The sequence below is a fragment of the Enterococcus sp. BWR-S5 genome (genome assembly GCF_016745255.1).
Taxonomy (GTDB): Bacteria; Bacillota; Bacilli; order Lactobacillales; family Enterococcaceae; genus Enterococcus_L.
In genome coordinates this window covers 32,670-51,310 of the sequence record NZ_JADOEQ010000009.1, presented here as the reverse complement: position 1 = coordinate 51,310, position 18,641 = coordinate 32,670, and the positions used below count along the sequence as shown (strand labels likewise).

Sequence of the window (18,641 nt, the reverse complement as noted above, 5' to 3'; positions counted from 1 at the left end):
GGTTCTTCTAGTGGGGGAATGTTCATACCGGTTTGGGATGTTTAAGGAAAATGGCTGAGATGATTCAACCTTTACGGCACAATCCTGCAGATGATAGTATAGAACATAGGAAGTGTTGAGGAGGCAAGTCGGCAATGGAAGTGAATGAGAAGCTAAAGCAGCTGAGAAACGAAAAAGGCTGGACACAGGAGCAGCTGGCAGAGAAGTTATTTGTGTCGCGAACAGCGGTCTCCAAGTGGGAAAGCGGCAGAGGGTACCCGAATATCGAGTCTTTAAAAAGTATTTCTCGCCTTTATGGTGTGTCAATAGACGATTTACTGTCCAATGAGGAGCTGCTGATTGTTGCTGAGACAGAGACACAGGGAGATCGTTTATCGATGCTCAACCTAATGTATGCTTCCTTAGATATTCTACTCTTTTTAGGCATGTTCCTTCCTCTATATGGTCAAAATGGTCAAACAGTGGGGACGGTTATTCATATGGTTTCATTAGTCCAATATCAAAATCCCATGACAAGCAAGGGACTCATTTCTTTTAGTGTCTTCCTAATCATGGGCATACTGGGTTTACTGGAGCTGATAATCTATTTTCTGAAGAAACACTCATTTATGAAACAGGGGAAAATCGTATCACTGAGTATTCATGCGCTGGCAATTTTGTTATTTTCTCAAGCCCATATTCCTTACGCCACTGCGTACTTGTTTATGCTGTTTATAATAAAAATAGCCTTGCTGTTAAAAACCAACACCACTTAAAAGACTATATTAAAGCTCTTGACACGAAAAGTGTCAAGAGCTTTTTCTATTGTGACGATTGGTTTCTTGTTTAAGTAATTCTTTTCCCAGATACTGAAGCTGTAACAGAAATAGTTTTAGTTAATAGGAGGTGTTGTTATATTAAAGCGCCTGTTACAGTAATACAAGTGATGGAAAAGGAGCGATGGAAAAATGAATACTATCGATATTCAAGGATTTCGTATCATCAACAACAGTGCAGGGAGCTGGGAAATACTTGATTTGTTCGGAGCCTTTCTGGCAACATACTTTCCTGTGTTTTTGGCGTTGTTTCTGACGATGAAATGGTTTCAAAAAAGAGCAGATTCGTCGTATCGTGTCATGCTGCTGGTCTCAATCATTGCTTTTATCCTTTCGGAGCTTTTGGCTAAGCTGGTGGGGCAGTTCTATTCTCATGTCCAGCCATTCGCTGCATTACCTAATGTCCATCAGCTTATTGAAAAAGAAGCTGGGAACAGCTTTCCGAGCGATCATACCGTGCTGATTTTCAGTTTTATGATTGTTCTGTTTCTGCATACGAAAACCGCTAGTTGCTATCTCTATCTCTTAGCAGCGGTATTAGCAGGTGTATCAAGAATCTTTGTTGGCGTTCACTATCCCTCAGATGTTTTGGCGGGGGCTAGTATAGCGGTTGTTACAGGCAGTGTCTGTTATTACTTATTGAAGGATTCTGTTTCTCTAAGGAAAGTAGTCGCATATGCAGGTAGTGTAGAAGGGAAAATATTGAGGAGAAAATAGCGTGTGTTAAGTGGTTACGGAACGCGCCGGATACAAATCACTATCCGTAGCGATAACACAATACCAAAAGAGCCGAGCGAAAGGCGCTATCATCTATCTAAAGAAGAGTCTGTGACCTAACACAAGGATTCTTCTTTAGCTAGAAGCTCAATTAATGGCGAAATAGACACAAGCCTTCTTGAGGTTTCTGAAGGCATGAAGTTCAGCATTTCGACATAGATAATCAAATAGTCCTTTTACTTCGGAATTCGACAATGGTGCCTTCAGGAGCAGTTGCTTTGCAAAGGGCGCCGCCGGCAACATGGTAGATAATCTCTCCATTTTTTTTGAGGAAACTATCCTCAGATAAATGAGTATCTTGAATAAACTGCTCTAGGTCGGGTACCCACAAACAGAAGTGAGCAATACCGGTATAATTTTTATTCTCATGTGTGGCTAAAACATCTTTTCCGGTTTGCAGCTCGATAAAGAAATTTTCCAGTTGCAGCCAGGAATTATAGCTTCTGCCGTGAAAGTTTGGTGTTTCTTCAACAAGCGTGAAGCCAATCTGTTGATAGAAGGCTAACGATTTTCCATAATCGTTGGTTTGAATACAGATGTGATGGACAAATGACATGAAGCTTCTCTCCTTTCAATGTAATGTGAAGAAGTACTGGTCTGAACAAAACGATTATTTTATAAGCGGCTGATTGAGCTTTTTCATAAGCTGCATGGCATCAGCGAGTTCTGTTTCAGAAAGAAGGTCGGAAAGTGTCTGCTCCAATTCGCTGAATAGGGCTTGAATCTTTTCGACTACAACACTTCCTTTTTCAGTCAAATAAAGCTGTTTTTGCCGCTCGTTGTCATCAGGAATCTTCCGAAGAATGAGCTGCTTTTTTTCTAAGCTCTTCAATAGGTTTGTTATAGTAGCATCCTGTTTCCCTAAGTAGGCAGCCAGGCTTTTTTGAATGGTTCCGGGATTGGCAAAAATATAGTTCAAGGTACGTGCCTGCTGCACATTTAGGTCTATTTTTTTCAGTCTCATTTGGATATATTCCTGTTGTTTGTTGTGGATTGCGTAAATTTGTTCTGACAGGCTTTCTGTGGTGCTGAAATTCATGTAATCACCTCAACTCATATTCATTCTTTATTAAATAGTTTAATCTACAACATTTCAATTGACAACTAAAAATAGTTGGATTAATATGTGTTATAACAAATAGTTGTAATTACAACTGTCTATTTGAAAGGAGATTGACTTCATGTCTTTATCAAGAGAACAAAGAGAACAGACGATCAAAGAGTTTGAGAAAAATACTGCGATGACTGAGCTGACACGCGAACAGATTGCCTTAGATTTGGGGACAACTACAGAGAAGCTTGAGAGAATTATGCAGCTTGCCTCCGGTTCACTCGAGGAGCCTTGGATTGTACGGAACTATCTCATCGAAAAAATCAGCGATTTGGGAAAAGAACCTGTTCCGTTTTCAGCATTAAAGGGCGATCATCACATGTACTGGTTTTTGGATGCAGAGAAAATTGATCAGAAAAAAATAGATTGAAATCATCTGGACTTGACCGATATACTGTACATGTAGCTTGTTGAATAAAATAGTTATGGATAGAAGAAGTCAAGGAGGAGAGCGAAAATGAAAAAGAAGAAAACACTACGTTTGTTGTTGCCGCAATGGCAAGGAGGAGACAATCCAAACTATGTCTTTGGCTCGGAGCTGTTAGCCCATATTGTTCCACAAAGTACCGTATCAGAAACCGTTCGTATTTCTGTCAATCAGGACTTCGAAAAAGACCGTCCAATTGAGCAGGGAGTGAAAAATGAACGGGCGTTGATGAAGCAATTGGATGAAGCGATGGCTGTTTTGGAGAACAAAGCCCCCGATAAGGTTATCGTCTTAGGTGGCGATTGTGCTGTGTCACAGGCGCCTTTTGACTATTTGAATGGGAGATATGGCGGTAAGCTGGGAATTCTGTGGTTGGATGCCCATCCTGATGTGGCAACAACAGAGGAGACCTCGCATGGACATGAAATGGTATTAGGAAACTTATTAGGCGAAGGAGCGCCGGCTTTTGCTGAAAAAGTAAAGCACCCATTCCAACCCAATCAAGTCATGTTTGCCGGACTGAAATATGAGGAGCTGCGTTCGCGCGATCAGGCCGTTAACCGTTTGAATCTGCGCTATGTGACACCTCAGGATGTGAAGGACAGCAGTGAACCGATTCTGGCATGGATCAAGGAGAATGATATTCAGTATCTTGCTGTTCATTTTGATTTGGACGTCCTTTCACCGATTGATTTTCGTTCGACCTATTTTTCAGAGCCTTATTTGGAAGAGTTTGGTGCAGCGGTTGGTGAGCTTACGTTGAATCAAATTGTTCGTATTTTGACCGATGCGTCTGAACAGGCTGAAATCGTTGGTCTAAGTATCGCTGAGCATTTGCCTTGGGATGCGATGAACTTGAGACAGGCTTTAGCAAAGATTTCTATCTTTGATGATTCAGAGTAGCTTTGTTGTGACTTGACTTAGCCATGTATAAACAAAAAAAGTGTGAATAAAAATCAGCTCTGTAACAGAGGAACGAAAACACCGAAAGCAATCAACGTGCATGGGGCATAGTCGATTGCTTTCGGTGTTTTAATCTAAGGGAGTATCTTTTACAGGTGTGCTTCAACTGTATAGGACATCAATCAATGAGGGTATAAGTGTAGCCAAGTGCTTCAACAACGGCTAAGACATCCTGTGTATCAAGAAACAGCGTTTTTGTATTTATATTTGGATGGAAGCTCATGCGTGCTTCTGAAAGAACTTCTCGGGTGAAGTAGACTTGAACATCTCGATTCGTGTTGTTCAGCAAACCGAAGATGGATACCGCACCGGGGGTCAGCTTGAGCTTCTCCATGAGGGCGTCGGGTGAAGCCATTTTGATTCGACTTGTCTCAACAATTTCTTTAAAGGCATTCATATCAAGTTGTCTGGCATCATCCATAATCAATAAATAAAAAGCCGTCTTCTTTTTATTTGTCAGAAACATAGATTTTGTTCGGGCGCCTTCAATTCCTTCAATGAAACGATCCGCTTCTTCCGTTGTGAAGGCAGGCGGGTGCTCAATCAGTTCAAAAGGAATGCCCAAATCATTCAGAAATGCTTCTACTTTTTTGTCTGGTTCGTTCATCGATAACACTTCCTTTACAGTCGTTACTTGCTGATAAGCGTATGCGAGAGTAGAAAAAATCAAGGGTGCAGAAGTTGCACTCAGTGGTAATCCTCAAACTGTTGTACTATGAGTTCAGCACCAGCTTTCGGTAGAGAGTTAAGGGATCTCTCGTGCATGAGTCGCCACACTGTTTGGTCTTGTTTTTCCCAGTATAACAAATAGTTTATCTTAAGATAAAGTCTTTTCTGGTTTTCAAAACGCCTACAACAAAAAACAATATTGAAATCGCAAGCCCATCATCGTTGTTTTCGACAAGTACATACCAACCGTTACACATCGGTTGTATCAATGGCGGGTCAGTATATTGGCCGGATAAATAACCAATGACAGAGTGAAGCATCTGCAGAAGGGGTAGTCAAAAACGCTTAATTTTAACAAACTAGGGTACTTTGCACAGCAAATAGTAAAGCAGAACTGAAGTAAATAGAAGGTACTGTCTTGACGAATTGAAGCATGCTTCCTAAACTGAAATATAAGAGCGCATTGATTTAATCATGTTGCAACGCTGCGTTGCATGAAGGAAAATCAGGAGCAACGAAAAAGTGACAAGAAAAGCGGACAGTTGTAGTTGCTAAATACCCAAAAAAGATTATGGTTGAACTACGGAGGGAATTATGATGACAGATATTGGCGCCAATATCCAAAATTATCGAAAATTAAAGAGTATGACACAAAATGAGTTGGCTGAGAAAATACATGTTTCAAGACAAACGATTTCTAAATGGGAATTGAACAAAAGTACCCCGACCATTGATTATTTGATCCAGCTCAGCCAAGAACTTGAGGTTACTCTTGACCAATTGATTGTAAATCGAGAGCGGATACTAAAGGATACGGAGGAGACACAGATGAAAAAAGCGCTATTACTTGTTCAGAACTACACGCCGTCTAATGATACCGAATGGGGAAAAGAAGCACAGGATTATGGAACTAGAGATTTTCTTGCAAATTTATCTCAAAAATACCCGGATTTTTCTTGGCGGCCAGCTAGATTTAATGAGCTGGACGCAATCTTAGAGAAAGTACAGATTGATTTTATCGTTGTTGTTCCTGCTGTTGAAAGGTTGCTAGAACCGTTAAAAGAGAAATATTTCGGTGAAGTGCGTGTCCTTAAGCCAGATGAATATGGTCGGATGACGCTAAACCATATATTGAAGAAATGAAAGAAGTTTTTCTATAGTAAGTCAGCTCGTGGGATTTAAAACAAAGCAGGAAAAGTTGTACACACGTATCGGTTAAGTCTGAGGTAAAGAACGGCATAGCCAGCATCGAACAGCACCATATCAAAGAAACGCAAGTAGAATCAAGCGTCGTTTTTTTACTTCTTTTATACTGGATATAGGGTGGTTGAAATGAGGTGACAGAAGAAGGATGTACGAATGGCAGAAGCAGATTCAACAAATTGTTGATGAAATCGACAGATGTATCCAAAGGCATAATGATGAAGCGCTGACTTTGCGTTTTTTAGCTCGTAGGCTGGGGTATTCTGAGTTCTATACAACAAGAAAATTTAAAGAAATAACGGGGATGCAGCTAAGAGATTATCTGCGTCGCAGAAGATTAGCCTTTGCATTGAAGGACATTCGGGATAGTGAAAAAAGTATTTTGACTATTGCCTTTGATTATGGCTTTTCGTCACATGAAGCATTTACCCGATCTTTTAGACGAGCGTATGGCGTAAGTCCAAGTGAGTACAGAGAAAGACCGCGACCCGTCGTCCTTCGAACTAAAATTAACCCGTTTGACCGCTACTTTCTAGGATTGGGAGAGATTGGGATGATAAAATCGACAGAGGACATCAAAAGCTATTTTGTAACGATTCCTGCGCACAAGTTTCTACATGTGAAAAATGCTGAGAGCAATGGCTATTGGGATTTTTGGCAGAAGCAAAGTCTGATTGCCGGGCAAGATTGTGATACGATTTGCGGTTTGTTAGATAGTATTCAGGGAAAGCTGGATGATGAGGGCGGAAGCGAGGCCAACAGCGGCAGTGGTCATGTGATGGCGTATATCAATGATCCGCAGGGAAGACTTTGTGATTGGGGCTTTTCACGTACAGAGTGTTATGGTGTTCGTCTTTCTGATGAATACAGCGGTGAGGTTCCTGAACAAATGCTGCTAATTGATGTGCCGGAAGCAGAGTACATTGTGTTCGAGCATGGACCATTCGATTATGAACAGGAAAATCGAAGCGTCGAGGAGAAAATGGAAACGGCGATGGCAGCCTTTGATTTTACGAATACAGAGTACATTTTTGATGCTGCTCCAGATAGGATTACGTATTTTTATCATTACCCGGAACGATTTTGGAAATATGTTCGACCGGTGAAAAGAAAATAAGGGACGTTTGTCGGTAAGGTATTAAGTAAAGCCCCCCTGATTTTGATGAGTGGTATCAAAATCAGGGGGGCTTTCTATTTTCCTACACGCTGTCCTTCAGCTTAATGGGCACGTAGCGTTGCATTTGCTTGTAGCCAAGGCCCTTTTCGATGTCATTATTATACTGATTCTCTTCGTCTAGGAAGGGCATGTTGAACATGACGTCACGACTCGTATCAATCTCGAAGTTTGTCGTTTCAATCCATTTAGAAATTTTATCATGAACCTTTTGAATACTTTCGTCATCCTCATCGATACTGACAGCCATCGCATACAGCCCACCGGGGAAATCAATCAGCTCAAAGGAACCGACATCCTCTTTTGTTACACTGTCTTTCACAGAGCAGATCATCTCACCAGTATTCTCGCTTTTAGGTAATGCAAAATCCAGACAGTCAAAAAATATTGGTTGATACAGGTGGAAGTATTGCCATAGCTGGAACATATAGCCGCCGGGAGTGAATATTTCTTCCCATGTATGCTCACCGGATGTGACCGCTCTGAATGTGGGGACGCGAACCACCATAATATCCGGTACTTTTTTATCCAGCTTATCGGTTATTTCAATCAAACGATTGACGTTAGAAGGTTTTCCGATATAATCGATGTTTGTTACTTGGGTTTCGATTTCCTTTGCCTTATCATACAGCTGCTTGATATCGGAGTTATCTGTAAAGCTTACCTTCTCTATTTCTTTGATGAAGTCCAATACAATTTCTTTCAGTTCGTGTAAAAGTGAGACCTCTTCATCGATATTGTCGACCTTTTTGCCCAGAACCTCCAAAACCACCTCAGAACCGGATGCTTTAAAAATACGCTGAATATCCTTGATACTGATGTTTAATTTTCGCAGAATAAGTATTTGCTCCAGACGCCTCACCGCATTTTCATCGTATAAGCGATAAGAAACTTCCTCATTTCGAATACTGTTTAATAGTCCCATGTCCTCATAATATCTCAAGGTACGGGCTGTTACATCATACTTACTTGAAACATCTCTTATTTTAATTAAATCATTCATCATTTCATTGCTCCCTTCATTTGCGGTACATAAAAAGTATAAACGCTTCCCCAAAGGAAGAGTCAAGGTGTTTTCTTTATCTTTGTGGGTTATCGTTATTGTTCACTATAGCAGATTTATTTGCTTCCATAATTACTTTTAGCGAAGATTACAATCAACTTTTTTGAAAATATCCTCGATTTTTGAGCTTGTTCATCAGATAGATATTGTTGATAAAAGAATAGGTAGAATTAAGAGATAGCGACGTGGCTATTTTTAATAGGGCAGCTTTTAGGATGTGAAGATTTTTCATAAAGTAAGGTGTAAATGGTGGTAGGAATTAATGAGGGAAATAGTACGCATAAAAAAAAGAATCAATACTTGGAAAACCAAGCTGATTCTTTCTCTTTTACTCAAAGTTGTCGATAGTGGGCGCTTTCTAATCCTGTCATAAGGAATGAACGGCTCCTCGAATTTGCCTCAGTATTGTTTCTCGAGAGCTTGGCAGCTTCGATAAGATGATTACCCGGCCAATAATTTTGCGGCTGCTTTGATTTGTTCTACATGAATGCCCCTCAGCTCATCGCCGGCTTTTTTGGGAACCCATGATTCCTTATAGCCGCCAAAAGCCTCAACAAAAATCGCGTGCTCTCTTAAATCTTGTTTGAACACTTTGGTGGTAATCTCCTCAATTTTTTTCACTTTTTCATTACAAATAAAGTAGGCACATTTTTTTCCTAAAAGAAAATCATGCTGCTGTTTCAAAAAATCCCGCATGGGCTTGTAAATTGTATTATTTTTAACTCCTGCGCCAATCACAATCTGATCGTATTCCTCTAATGCTGGGATTACTTCTTCGATATTAAAAATATCGCAGTTTTCTATTTCTTCTTGAATGATAGTTGCACATAACTGACTTGCGCCATTATTGGTTGCATAAAGTACGATTGTTTTCATATTGCTCTCCTTTGAAAATGTAGTTGGAATTTGCTACAATATACACGATAAATATCTCTAAAAAAAAGTATCTCTATAAACGAGATAAAATAAGTGTAATCAAAGGAGAACCTCATGTCAAATGATAAACAACTGCTGGAGACATTTACTAAAGAGCTGCGAAAATTCGGTGTTAAGAATATATTGAATCAGCAGCAAATCGCCAATCAATTACATATCTCAAACTATGACTTTATTACGATTCAAATCTTGGAAGAAACAGGTCCCATTACAGCAGGAGAAATAGCCAAAAGAACAGGGATATCTACCGGCTCTGTGACGGCTTTGCTGGACCGATTGGAAAAGGAACACTATATTCGGCGAGAACGAGACCCTAACGACAGAAGAAAGGTTCTCATTGTTCCGCAATATGATGACAAACAGGATGTTCAAGAGCTGTACAATGATTTAAATCTTAGTATGCTCGGACTGTTCCAATCCTATGATTCATCTGAACAGGGTGCAATTATTGACTTCTTGGAAAAGGCCAGCGATATTTTAGAAAATAATCGTGAACAGAACAACTTACCGAAAATAAAGTAGGGATGATGATAAGCTGCTATCTTTCTGAAGATATGAATGTAGTCTGATAGTAGCGCTGTGCCTTTTTTGTCTTGGCTGTGTCAATCTCACGGCCTGGCAAGAACAGTCTTTGTTTCACAAATAATTCTCGCTGCTTTTTCAGCTCCGGCCTCTTTTGTTTCAATCAGTTTCTTTAAGTCGATGGCCTTCTCTAAAAACTGAGGATCATTGAGTAGGGAGTCAATATGTCGTGATAAGGTGTTCAAAGAAACCTCTTGTTTTTTCAACTGAATCGCATTGCCATAATTTTCGCAAAGCTGCAGGTTATAGCGCTGCTCCAATTGCAGGCCTAAGCCGATAAATGGTTTACCGGAAGCACACGCAGTTTGGACGGTTCCTTCACCACCGTGAATGATAGAAAAATCAACCAGCGCATTCATCTGTTCAGTAGGCAGCCAGTCAGAAATATAAACATTTTCTGCATAGTGTTCATTCCTGAATTCCGGTAGATAATGAGCAACAGGGCAAACGAACGTATACGGAAGCTGTGAAAAAATGGTTAAAAATTTTTCAATCAGCTTTCTGTTGGAGGAACTGCCCATCGAAAAGTAAACCAGCGTTTTTGCTTGCTTTCGCAGCTCATGAACCTTTTTGGGAAGCTCTCCGGAAAGGTTCGCATACATAAAGCCGATATATTGATAATCATTCGGCAAAGAATCAATTCCGGTAAGCTCTGGAAATGAAGTAATCAAATTATAATCACCATCAAACAGATCCAGTGATTTCTCGAAAATTTTCACGCCATACTTTTTTTCTACATGTGTAAATATCGCTGGAACATAACGGAAGTTCAAGGCCAGTCTCCGTAAGCTTTTACTGAAGGGAAATCCTGCAAACAAATCACCCTGTTCGATTTGCGGTCTGGAGTAAGCAAAAGGCTTGATGTAAAACAAAGGCATCTGACAGATTCTTGCTGAAAGAAAAATACTCATAGAGGTTCCGGTAACCACTTTTACCACGTTGTTCGCTTGAATAAACGTGATTTCATTGTGGACGCGTTCCTCCATCAGCTTTTTTGAATAAGGGTTTTTCAGTGTTTTGAACTGATCGAACCGCAGCATGGCAGCTGCCATTTCTTCGGTAGTTTCAGGTGCAAGCATTGTCAGCTCAAAGTCTGCTTCCTCAATCAAGCCGGCAAACTTTTTTGAATAGGCAATAAATAGGCAGCGAGCGCCTCGTGCCCGTACAGCCTTTGCCGTCTCAATCATTCGTGTCGTTTCTGCTAAATTTATCGTTTCTGGTGCAAAAAGAATCGTCTCCATAGATTTTGGTTCTCCTTTTTAGTCTGTCTATTTAGTGTAACCTATCTGGTTCTTATTTTCGTCCTTAATATAAAAATAATTTTGTCATAAGGTATGTAAATTACTTTTTAACTGCTAGAATTTTACTGAAAATATGGTAAAATAAATCATCCTCTAAGGGTGTATTTTTTTAAAAGGAGTGTTTATATGTATATTGTCTCAGAAAAAAATAGGAATCTAATTTATAAATTTTTATTTTGGGTATACATTGGATTAATTCTTTGTTCTCTGATTATATCAAGCTTAGGGACGTTATATAATTTAACCGTTTCTTCAATTACTGTCGTTTTTTCAGCGTCTATATTTCTATTTGGAGATGCTAAAAATGAAATAATAGATTCTTACTTATATTGTACAAAAAAAGTTTCGCTTGAAAGAGTTTCTTTGTATAAGAAACTTTTATCGGTTTTTGGGAATACGACATTAGTGATCTCTATTAGCAATATTCTGTTTAAGGTTGCCTATAAATCCTATTTCTCAGCACTTATTACAGCAGCAGGTATCATACTTATCCTTTCCGGAATAAAATGGTTTTTAAAAATATTAACCAATGTCTTAACAGTTTACTGCGATGAAGCATATTTTAATAAGAGTATAAATACTGATTCAGATAAGATTATTAAGACTATCTATATTGGTTATAAAAGTTGGATGGTGGATGAAGATAAACCAGTTTATGACGAAGAAGGAAATTTTGTTCGATTTCATCATCATCATTGGCATTACACCATTGAAGAAAAGATTAGTGAGAATAGAGACAGGTATTATTTAATTGCTATGCCTAAAGAAGGTGCAAGTCCTATAAACTTTACTTATGAAGATTATGACGAAATATATAAAGTAAATCCACATATGAAAAAAAATATTCCTATAATCGTTAAGGATGATACCGATTCTAGATTTTCAGCATATATGATTCCAAATGAATGGATGACTGAAAATAGTAACTCACTTTTTAAAACTATTAAGAAAAATTGGGATGTTGAAAAAATTTTTTGATTTGGTGATAGCCGTGTTATCAATTTGGAAATAGAGAATAATTATTTAACTGGGATTTCTATGAATAGTAAATTAGTATCAAATAGGTAATGGATTTGTAGACGAGTTTGGCTGTTCCTATGAAGAATGCTTTATTGCATATTATGACGAATCCTTCTCTGTAGAAGAATATGGTTCTCCGAGATTATTAGTAGAAAAGTATGGCGGTTTGGAAGAGTATGTAAATCTGCCCGATACAGTTGTTCAAATAATTGCGAATCATGAAGGTGAAAATTCTATTATTTATGAACTTTACGAGAGTTCAACAGCTGAGAAAAACTGTGATATGAGGCTATTAGTCGAGATTATGTGAAAGGAGGGCTATTTGCATGAATTATGGAAAGAAGTCATAGATTCTGCTTTAGTTTATGTGGTTATGAGAATTAACTGGGGTCATTTTTCTCGTGAAGAGAAAAATGAGAAAGATAATTTAAGGACTAGCCATCACAATACATTTTTTAGCAACTTAAAGTCATTTCATAAATTGAGAGAAAAAATGAAATTGAATGGGAACTGGCTGGAGAAGCTTGGATCATCAGAAGCAAGAAAATGTTGGGGCGATTTTGTAGGGGATGTTGTGTATTTTGAGAATATCAAAGCTAGATAGTTATTAATGCATAATTATATATAATTGATTAGTCCGATTGTTTAGAGGATAAAATTTTATTCAAGAATGAACTAAGTTTGAAATATGATATAATTCTTTATGTGATTTAATTTTTGCATAGATATTGGAAAGCCTACAATTACATTAGACGAGTAAAAATTGTGCTTATGAATAATTATGAAAGTATCTGATGTTACTTGTATTTCATTAAGTATTAAGGTTGTCAGAAGGAAGTGGAAGTGTTGAAGGGGAAAAAGTGGATACTTGAGGTTTTAAAACAGTCATGGTCTACAGTTTTAGAGTTAATCGGACTGATATTAGGGGGAATAGGATTATTTAGAACAGGATTAAATATATTAAATGTTCTATTTTTACTGATTGTATTGATTAGTATAGTAGTTGTTTTTTTTAAGATTTATGAAATTGGGAAATCTATTAATTTAAACGCATATCCAACTAAGGAAAAATCAATGATTTCATGTATAGTTGGTTAAAAGATAATGGGAAATCAGTTGTTTTTTCAAGGGACATGAGTTGGGCAAATGAGAGACAAATAAAAATTATATTAAAAGAAAAAGCTGAAAATAATGAATTAACAGTAATTTTATCGTCCCAAAATGATTTGTCGAAAGAATTAGAAGAATTGGGAGCAACAATAATCGAGTATGGATACTTGGATTTTATCCCAGAAACACGTTTTACTATTGTAGATTATGGCTCTTTTCGTTCAAAAGTGGCAATTGGCCAAAAAGATGAGATGGAAATTCATAGGATAAATAAATATAGCCAGTCAGATATTCCTATCTACTATTTAGCTAGTGATTTGATTAAGTTAGTAAAGAAAATGGAAAAGAACAGGAAGAAGACAATTGAAAAAAACTGATAAGAAGAGTAATAGCATATTGGCAAGTGAGTGGAATAATATAGCGAGTTTCAGGCATAAACAATTAATGGATAAAAAAGATTTAAGCTATCATTATGTGATAACTCCATCTATTTTAGGATTAGTAAAAACTGAACTGAACCATGAGACTAGTTATTCTGTTTTAGATGCTGGTTGCGGAACGGGGAATCTGTCTTACAAAATCTCAGAACAAAAAAAAATTGATGTTACGGGAATTGATATAAGTAGTGAAAGTATTGAAATTGCACAAAATGAATACAAAGGAGTAACAAATCTGAGTTTTAAGAATATTTCAATTGAGAAGTACGTTGAGTCCCCTCTCGTTTTAAAAAAGTATGATTTAGTAATCGCAAATATGACATTGATGGATGTTTCAAACTTGGACAATGTTTTGTACGCTATATCAAAGTTATTAAATGATAATGGAAAATTTATTTTTTCAATAACTCATCCAATATTTTGGTCTAAATATTGGAAGTACGATAAAATGGATTGGTTCAATTACAAAGATGAAATTTTTATAGAGGCGCCTTTTAGCATATCACTAAATAACTCTAATTATATTACTAGTCATGTTCATAGACCATTGGAAATGTATTTTGAGTATTTGAGTAAAAATAATTTGAAAGTTACGGATTTAATTGAACCAATGCCCAGTTCAGATGTTGAACAAAGATATCCAGAAAAATGGGAATATCCAAGGTTTATGTTGATGAAATGCAGTAAATAGTTTTGACCCTTTTCTTTCTGAGGAAGTTTGATTCTACATAACAAAAGAAGAAATGTTTTGTGTGTCGGCTCGCATGATCTCTTATTAAAAATGAAGTCATAGAATTCAAATTAATTGAATCTCAAGAAAACTATCAAGTATTGGTTATGTTTTAACTATTAATACTGAAAGATTTTGAACCTAATTCAAAAAGACAAGCAATCAAAACAGGTTTTAAGAAAAGTAGTGATACAGAAAAAATCCCTTGTCAGATTAATATTTGACAAGGGATTTTTGGTAGGGAACCATATCATTTTTAATGAAAATCAAGCATTTCATAAGTTGAAAAACGTTGATTTATCGGCATTCCCCATCCTTATTATGTTGGCTCTTTATTCCCACTCTATCAAAGCCGGGGGTAGCTAACCCGTTGATACGACTAGCCTTAAGTGACTTTTTCCATCGCTTGGTGGGGTATTTGGTGGGGAACAGTACTTTACTGCCTGTGTAACGGACTGATTTCCGGTAAATTGGACGTTAGTTTTTTCTGCGGTCTTAATAGTGACATTTCCCGACATCTCTTCTGCTATGCTCTTATCTGCGCCGCTCCACATATGAGCGTAGTGTTTTAATGTTATTTCAGGGGAGCTGTGCCCCATACGCTGTGAGAGGACTAATACAGAGACGTTAAACTCGTTGATTAGATAAGAAGCATGGCTATGGCGTAAGCCTTTCCCTTGTATTCTTTGTACGTTTGCAGTTTCAGCGTACCGTTTGATAATCCGGGCAAGAGTAGACTTAATCATCGGATTTCCGTCATAACTGAAAATGAAATCAGATTCACCGCCAAGTCCTATGGTAGCCTGTCGTTTCTTCCATTCGGAAAGGATAGAAACAGTATCATCGTCTAAGGCAATCATCCTTTTTCCGTCCTCGGTTTTAGTATAAGAATTTCGTTTCCAGTTACTCTTAGATTTCAGAACTAGCATGTGATGTATACGCATACGTTTCTTTTCGAAATCAATGTCATCCCACCAGAGTGCCATCCCTTCGTTTACTCGTACTCCGGTCATGTAGTACACCCATAACATAACAAAGTTTAAATGCTCATAGAAGTCACTTATATATATTTGAGCAATGACTGATTCAAATTCAGTCTTTGTCCAAAATGGGACGACAGCTTTTCCTTTTGGTATGGCTTTTACACGCTTTGAAATATTGTATTCTAGATACTGCATCTCTACCGCTTTGTCTAAGCTCTTGCGGAACATTCCAAATACTAAGCTAGCATAAGATTGTGAGTAACCTGTCCCGCCATCATCCTTGGATGTTAATAGATATGTGCGGTAGTTTTGAACATCTTCTACAGTAATTTGTCTGAGTGGCTTCGACCCGAAACGATCACGGATAGTATGAAGTGTTTTTTCTCGTACAGCATAGGTACTTTCCTCTACATCAGTCTTATAGAAAGGGATGTAGAGCTTATCCATAAACTCAGCATAGGTCATTTTATAATTAGCGTAGCTATTGACCTTGTGATATTCTCTCTTCACACGTACCAGTTCTTTATTAGCCTCAGAAGCTGTTTTAAAGATTTTACCGTTACCATCTGTACGTCCTTTTTTCCTTATGCGCTTACCTGTTATACGGTCTACGCCAAGCTCTGTTTGGTAAAAGTATTGTCCACTTTTTAAGTCTTTGAATACACCGGGGTATTTTGTTGTTTGCTGATTCTTACTTGTCATTTTCAATCACATCGCTCTCATCTTTAGTTAGATGGAGTGTAACGCCTATGATTGACTCAACAACGGGCTTCGGAACTCGTCCAAGCCGTTTGTTGTTGTAAAATGGGTATCCTTGTTGAACCATAATCGTTTTGGCTTGGCAAATTAAAGAACGAGCGGTGTGCTCTTTGTATCCAATCTGTACCAAGTCCTTTTTACAAATCGTGTCTACCATGTGTAAAATCATCCTCTTTTCATAATTCGAAAAGCATGAGATAATAAGTAAGTAGATTTCTCATCTACTCTGTGAGAGGGATTGTCATTATTTGCTGTTGGAGGCGTGATGACGGTCTCTTTTCTTTTGCTTTTCTGTATTTATTTGTGTTGCGTGTAATGCTCTTATTTGAATCAATCAGTGGTATACTGACCTCTAGATTCCCAGTTTGTTAAGATTTGAAATGATTCCGGACAATTGTTAATAAGGAATCTATTTCATCGTCTGTTAGATTTTGTTTCTCGATTGTTGATAATAGTTCTTTGATGTCCAACGGCAGATTTTCTGTGTGCTGGTTTCTCTCTAAAACATTATCTGCGATATTTAGAAACAGGTCTGTAATATGATGAGTTTCTGAGTAACTCCATTCGTTCTGTTTAGCTTTCTCAATAACTTTATCAATTATGGATTGCTTTGCGTCCGGAGTAGTTACTTCATACAGTTTAAAGAGTTCTTTTTTGTAACCAAGCTTCATATAGAAAGCCTTCATGTTTTCGTACGGCTTTGAACCAACTAAGAATAAAGAAGAGATATATTCATCTAAATTTCCATACAAAACCCACTCAACAGTTGTTTTTCCAAGTAAAGCTATAATTTTAAGCCTCTCCTTGTTAGGAAGGCTTTTTCCGTTCTCCCAATTATACACGGCTGCTTTACTAGTTCGGTCAGCAAGAAAACCGAAGTCTTCTAACGTATAATCACCACGAATTTCTCGAATACGTTTACCGACAGCTTTTAAATCATAAAGTTTTTCTCCAGTTAAATTGTTCAAATTTATCACCTCACCAACAGGATAACATAAAATATTTACTAAGTAAATAAAAAATAGAATAAATTCATTTATATTGTTATTTATCAATAGAGGTAAGATGTGATGTGTTTGATTATCATTATATTGTTAATTGTCAATAAATGTTTATTTTAAAAGGTTTTTTTCATTTTCGTGTTGCAATTAAGCATATGGTGATTTAATATATAATTGTATTTTATTGTTTTTTAAATCGGTTAATATTTGTGGTTGTGAGGTAAATAAATGGGAATGGTCGTAGCTAGATATGAATGAACTAGTAGGAGAGATTGTGTCCGGAGTTAGCAAGGTAATTGGAGGAATGACTAATTTGACTAACCAGTACGGAGAATATCTTACTACAGAAGAAACTAGAATTTTTCTAGATTGGAAATCAGTTAACGCAATTAGCTAAGTTACGTAAGAAGAGGCTGAAACGAGATACTATTGATGGTTTATGCTTATATAAGAAAACTGACATTGTTCAATTCTTGGATGAACATACATATTGATTATCAGACATACTCAGGTAATTATTTTTTATTTTCTGAGTAGCCTTTGTAAAAAGGCATAAGGGTAGCTTGAAGACCGTGGGGCTATTCACCCCACACCCGAACAACCTTTCAGCTTGACCGAGAAGGAGCGAAGCCCCTTCGAGGCTATCTTCTTTAAAAATTATTGTTTAAAACTAATTAAACTATATTCTCAAAAAGTATTTAAATTTAGTAAATGAACAAGAGAGGTAAATAGCTACTTAATTGTAACCTAATGCAGATACTATTCAGAGTTACTATTCGTAACCCTTCATAGTAATAGTGAATACAAAAACCAAAAAACGGACAAGAAAGAAGGAAAAAGATTTGCCAAAATTAAAAGAAAGAAGAAATCTTAATGACCAATTTGTTGATAAACTTTTGTGGAAAGCGAGACAGTCTAAGTTTTATCAGTATTCCTTTAAAAGGATTTACACGGTTGCTAGTGAAAAAGGGCGTTGGGATATGCGAAGAACTCAGAATGAGCTTGATTATCAGCTTTGTGAAGAGATGATGTTAGGGAAGCAAAAGTTTTTTGAACAAGGATACAGCATTTTCAATAATGGATATGAGCTATTCTTGCTTAATGATACGCCGGAGAGTCAGAAAGAAATGGACAATATTGTCTCAAACGCCCGGTCAAGAACTATGAAAGCTTATGTTCATGAAGAGGAGGGGAAGAAAGACAAAAATAAAAAAGAGATAGAGAAAAAGTTCGAAAAAAAATACAACTATCTATCCGAAGAAAATAAAACGGCAATAAAAAAAGGTCGAAAGTCTGGAATAAATAGGTATAAAAATCCTGTGACTTTTGTAAAACTAGGAGAAAATCAAAATTATTTGAAGGATAACACAGCAGATTGTCAAGCTGACATGGAGTTGAAAGAGCTCGTAATGAATGAACTTACTACAGAAGAAAAGAAATTTCTTGCTGATTTAATGGTATTAACCGAAGAAGAAATTGCGGTGAAAAGAAATATTCAGATTGATTCGGTGAAGAGAAAAGAGAGACGTTTAAGAGATAAAATGAAAATATTACTGAAAAATAGTGCCTAACACGAAACT

22 protein-coding genes are annotated in these 18,641 nt (G+C 37.3%); 13 read left to right on the top strand and 9 right to left on the bottom strand.

The annotated features are described in order from the left end of the window. The first annotated feature begins 134 nt into the window (after window positions 1-134). Together IW510_RS11510 and IW510_RS11505 are read left to right on the top strand one after the other, a co-directional pair. Window positions 135-755: a helix-turn-helix domain-containing protein gene (locus tag IW510_RS11510; RefSeq protein ID WP_202059744.1), complete on the top strand. Its 621-nt coding sequence runs from the start codon at window positions 135-137 to the stop codon at window positions 753-755. 192 nt (window positions 756-947) lie between these two features. After that, window positions 948-1,532 carry an undecaprenyl-diphosphatase gene (locus tag IW510_RS11505; RefSeq protein WP_202059742.1) on the top strand — a complete coding sequence of 195 codons (585 nt, stop codon included), beginning with the start codon at window positions 948-950 and terminating at the stop codon, window positions 1,530-1,532. Window positions 1,533-1,755: 223 nt separating this feature from the next. Here the strand turns inward: IW510_RS11505 and IW510_RS11500 are convergent, their stop codons facing one another. Further along, on the bottom strand, window positions 1,756-2,148 hold the full coding sequence (locus tag IW510_RS11500; RefSeq protein WP_202059740.1) for a VOC family protein: 393 nt from the start codon (window positions 2,146-2,148) through the stop codon (window positions 1,756-1,758). 54 nt (window positions 2,149-2,202) lie between these two features. Further along, window positions 2,203-2,631 carry a MarR family winged helix-turn-helix transcriptional regulator gene (locus IW510_RS11495; protein WP_202059738.1) on the bottom strand — a complete coding sequence of 143 codons (429 nt, stop codon included), beginning with the start codon at window positions 2,629-2,631 and terminating at the stop codon, window positions 2,203-2,205. Between the two features lie 142 nt (window positions 2,632-2,773). Between IW510_RS11495 and IW510_RS11490 the strand changes: the two genes are divergently transcribed. Together IW510_RS11490 and IW510_RS11485 are read left to right on the top strand one after the other, a co-directional pair. Next, window positions 2,774-3,073: a DUF2316 family protein gene (locus tag IW510_RS11490; RefSeq protein WP_202059736.1), complete on the top strand. Its 300-nt coding sequence runs from the start codon at window positions 2,774-2,776 to the stop codon at window positions 3,071-3,073. Between the two features lie 87 nt (window positions 3,074-3,160). Beyond that, on the top strand, window positions 3,161-4,033 hold the full coding sequence (locus IW510_RS11485; RefSeq protein ID WP_202059734.1) for an arginase family protein: 873 nt from the start codon (window positions 3,161-3,163) through the stop codon (window positions 4,031-4,033). Window positions 4,034-4,211: 178 nt separating this feature from the next. Here the strand turns inward: IW510_RS11485 and IW510_RS11480 are convergent, their stop codons facing one another. Next, entirely contained in the window at window positions 4,212-4,700 is a 489-nt protein-coding gene (locus IW510_RS11480) for a prolyl-tRNA synthetase associated domain-containing protein (RefSeq protein WP_202059732.1), read from the bottom strand. A gap of 656 nt (window positions 4,701-5,356) precedes the next feature. Between IW510_RS11480 and IW510_RS11475 the strand changes: the two genes are divergently transcribed. Further along, a complete protein-coding gene (locus IW510_RS11475) occupies window positions 5,357-5,905 on the top strand; it encodes a helix-turn-helix domain-containing protein (protein ID WP_236674715.1) in 549 nt (182 codons plus the stop codon). A 208-nt stretch (window positions 5,906-6,113) separates the two neighbouring features. Continuing rightward, on the top strand, window positions 6,114-7,082 hold the full coding sequence (locus tag IW510_RS11470) for a helix-turn-helix domain-containing protein (protein WP_202059730.1): 969 nt from the start codon (window positions 6,114-6,116) through the stop codon (window positions 7,080-7,082). An 82-nt stretch (window positions 7,083-7,164) separates the two neighbouring features. Here the strand turns inward: IW510_RS11470 and IW510_RS11465 are convergent, their stop codons facing one another. Further along, entirely contained in the window at window positions 7,165-8,145 is a 981-nt protein-coding gene (locus IW510_RS11465; protein WP_236674714.1) for a helix-turn-helix domain-containing protein, read from the bottom strand. Between the two features lie 498 nt (window positions 8,146-8,643). Continuing rightward, on the bottom strand, window positions 8,644-9,078 hold the full coding sequence (locus IW510_RS11460; protein ID WP_202059728.1) for a flavodoxin domain-containing protein: 435 nt from the start codon (window positions 9,076-9,078) through the stop codon (window positions 8,644-8,646). 114 nt (window positions 9,079-9,192) lie between these two features. On the opposite strand from IW510_RS11460, the gene IW510_RS11455 reads away from it, so the two are divergent. Continuing rightward, complete coding sequence (locus IW510_RS11455; RefSeq protein ID WP_202059726.1) at window positions 9,193-9,660, top strand: MarR family winged helix-turn-helix transcriptional regulator; 468 nt, start codon at window positions 9,193-9,195, stop codon at window positions 9,658-9,660. 86 nt (window positions 9,661-9,746) lie between these two features. On the opposite strand, the gene IW510_RS11450 is transcribed toward IW510_RS11455, so the two are convergent. After that, entirely contained in the window at window positions 9,747-10,961 is a 1,215-nt protein-coding gene (locus IW510_RS11450; protein ID WP_202059724.1) for a nucleotide disphospho-sugar-binding domain-containing protein, read from the bottom strand. A 186-nt stretch (window positions 10,962-11,147) separates the two neighbouring features. Here IW510_RS11450 and IW510_RS11445 point away from each other — a divergent pair, with 186 nt between their 5' ends. The 5 genes from IW510_RS11445 (at window position 11,148) to IW510_RS11425 (ending at window position 14,279) form a co-directional block, all read left to right on the top strand. Next, window positions 11,148-11,999, top strand: coding sequence for a hypothetical protein (locus IW510_RS11445; protein WP_202059722.1), 852 nt, complete (start codon window positions 11,148-11,150; stop codon window positions 11,997-11,999). A gap of 364 nt (window positions 12,000-12,363) precedes the next feature. Then, the gene (locus tag IW510_RS11440; RefSeq protein WP_236674713.1) at window positions 12,364-12,645 is read left to right on the top strand and encodes a hypothetical protein; all 282 of its coding nucleotides are present in this window, start codon (window positions 12,364-12,366) and stop codon (window positions 12,643-12,645) included. A gap of 239 nt (window positions 12,646-12,884) precedes the next feature. After that, window positions 12,885-13,139, top strand: coding sequence for a hypothetical protein (locus IW510_RS11435; protein ID WP_202059720.1), 255 nt, complete (start codon window positions 12,885-12,887; stop codon window positions 13,137-13,139). Beyond that, window positions 13,124-13,528, top strand: coding sequence for a hypothetical protein (locus tag IW510_RS11430; RefSeq protein WP_202059718.1), 405 nt, complete (start codon window positions 13,124-13,126; stop codon window positions 13,526-13,528). The genes IW510_RS11435 and IW510_RS11430 overlap by 16 nt, the downstream gene beginning before the upstream one ends. Next, window positions 13,515-14,279 carry a class I SAM-dependent methyltransferase gene (locus IW510_RS11425; protein ID WP_202059716.1) on the top strand — a complete coding sequence of 255 codons (765 nt, stop codon included), beginning with the start codon at window positions 13,515-13,517 and terminating at the stop codon, window positions 14,277-14,279. Before IW510_RS11430 ends, IW510_RS11425 begins: the two co-directional genes overlap by 14 nt. Before the next feature lie 401 nt (window positions 14,280-14,680). On the opposite strand, the gene IW510_RS11420 is transcribed toward IW510_RS11425, so the two are convergent. The 3 genes from IW510_RS11420 to IW510_RS11410 all read right to left on the bottom strand — a co-directional run bounded on the left by IW510_RS11420 (window position 14,681) and on the right by IW510_RS11410 (window position 17,028). Further along, window positions 14,681-16,003: a tyrosine-type recombinase/integrase gene (locus IW510_RS11420; protein ID WP_202059969.1), complete on the bottom strand. Its 1,323-nt coding sequence runs from the start codon at window positions 16,001-16,003 to the stop codon at window positions 14,681-14,683. Further along, window positions 15,993-16,217 (bottom strand): DUF3173 domain-containing protein, encoded by a 225-nt coding sequence (locus IW510_RS11415; RefSeq protein WP_202059714.1) that lies wholly within the window; start codon window positions 16,215-16,217, stop codon window positions 15,993-15,995. The genes IW510_RS11420 and IW510_RS11415 overlap by 11 nt, the downstream gene beginning before the upstream one ends. Window positions 16,218-16,428: 211 nt before the next feature. Further along, window positions 16,429-17,028 (bottom strand): helix-turn-helix domain-containing protein, encoded by a 600-nt coding sequence (locus IW510_RS11410; RefSeq protein WP_202059712.1) that lies wholly within the window; start codon window positions 17,026-17,028, stop codon window positions 16,429-16,431. Window positions 17,029-17,903: 875 nt separating this feature from the next. Here IW510_RS11410 and IW510_RS11405 point away from each other — a divergent pair. Continuing rightward, entirely contained in the window at window positions 17,904-18,632 is a 729-nt protein-coding gene (locus IW510_RS11405) for a hypothetical protein (RefSeq protein WP_202059710.1), read from the top strand. The last annotated feature ends 9 nt before the right edge of the window (window positions 18,633-18,641 follow it).

What these genes read in the sequence shown, in the direction of transcription:
- IW510_RS11485 (WP_202059734.1), top strand. Translation starts at nt 3,161, where the DNA reads ATGAAAAAGAAGAAAACACTACGTTTGTTGTTGCCGCAATGGCAAGGA.
- IW510_RS11470 (WP_202059730.1), top strand. Translation starts at nt 6,114, where the DNA reads ATGTACGAATGGCAGAAGCAGATTCAACAAATTGTTGATGAAATCGAC.
- IW510_RS11455 (WP_202059726.1), top strand. Translation starts at nt 9,193, where the DNA reads ATGTCAAATGATAAACAACTGCTGGAGACATTTACTAAAGAGCTGCGA.
- IW510_RS11465 (WP_236674714.1), bottom strand. Translation starts at nt 8,145, where the DNA reads ATGATGAATGATTTAATTAAAATAAGAGATGTTTCAAGTAAGTATGAT.
- IW510_RS11510 (WP_202059744.1), top strand. Translation starts at nt 135, where the DNA reads ATGGAAGTGAATGAGAAGCTAAAGCAGCTGAGAAACGAAAAAGGCTGG.
- IW510_RS11480 (WP_202059732.1), bottom strand. Translation starts at nt 4,700, where the DNA reads ATGAACGAACCAGACAAAAAAGTAGAAGCATTTCTGAATGATTTGGGC.
- IW510_RS11490 (WP_202059736.1), top strand. Translation starts at nt 2,774, where the DNA reads ATGTCTTTATCAAGAGAACAAAGAGAACAGACGATCAAAGAGTTTGAG.
- IW510_RS11420 (WP_202059969.1), bottom strand. Translation starts at nt 16,003, where the DNA reads ATGACAAGTAAGAATCAGCAAACAACAAAATACCCCGGTGTATTCAAA.
- IW510_RS11460 (WP_202059728.1), bottom strand. Translation starts at nt 9,078, where the DNA reads ATGAAAACAATCGTACTTTATGCAACCAATAATGGCGCAAGTCAGTTA.
- IW510_RS11495 (WP_202059738.1), bottom strand. Translation starts at nt 2,631, where the DNA reads ATGAATTTCAGCACCACAGAAAGCCTGTCAGAACAAATTTACGCAATC.
- IW510_RS11450 (WP_202059724.1), bottom strand. Translation starts at nt 10,961, where the DNA reads ATGGAGACGATTCTTTTTGCACCAGAAACGATAAATTTAGCAGAAACG.
- IW510_RS11430 (WP_202059718.1), top strand. Translation starts at nt 13,124, where the DNA reads ATGTATAGTTGGTTAAAAGATAATGGGAAATCAGTTGTTTTTTCAAGG.
- IW510_RS11415 (WP_202059714.1), bottom strand. Translation starts at nt 16,217, where the DNA reads ATGGTAGACACGATTTGTAAAAAGGACTTGGTACAGATTGGATACAAA.
- IW510_RS11500 (WP_202059740.1), bottom strand. Translation starts at nt 2,148, where the DNA reads ATGTCATTTGTCCATCACATCTGTATTCAAACCAACGATTATGGAAAA.
- IW510_RS11445 (WP_202059722.1), top strand. Translation starts at nt 11,148, where the DNA reads ATGTATATTGTCTCAGAAAAAAATAGGAATCTAATTTATAAATTTTTA.
- IW510_RS11505 (WP_202059742.1), top strand. Translation starts at nt 948, where the DNA reads ATGAATACTATCGATATTCAAGGATTTCGTATCATCAACAACAGTGCA.
- IW510_RS11475 (WP_236674715.1), top strand. Translation starts at nt 5,357, where the DNA reads ATGATGACAGATATTGGCGCCAATATCCAAAATTATCGAAAATTAAAG.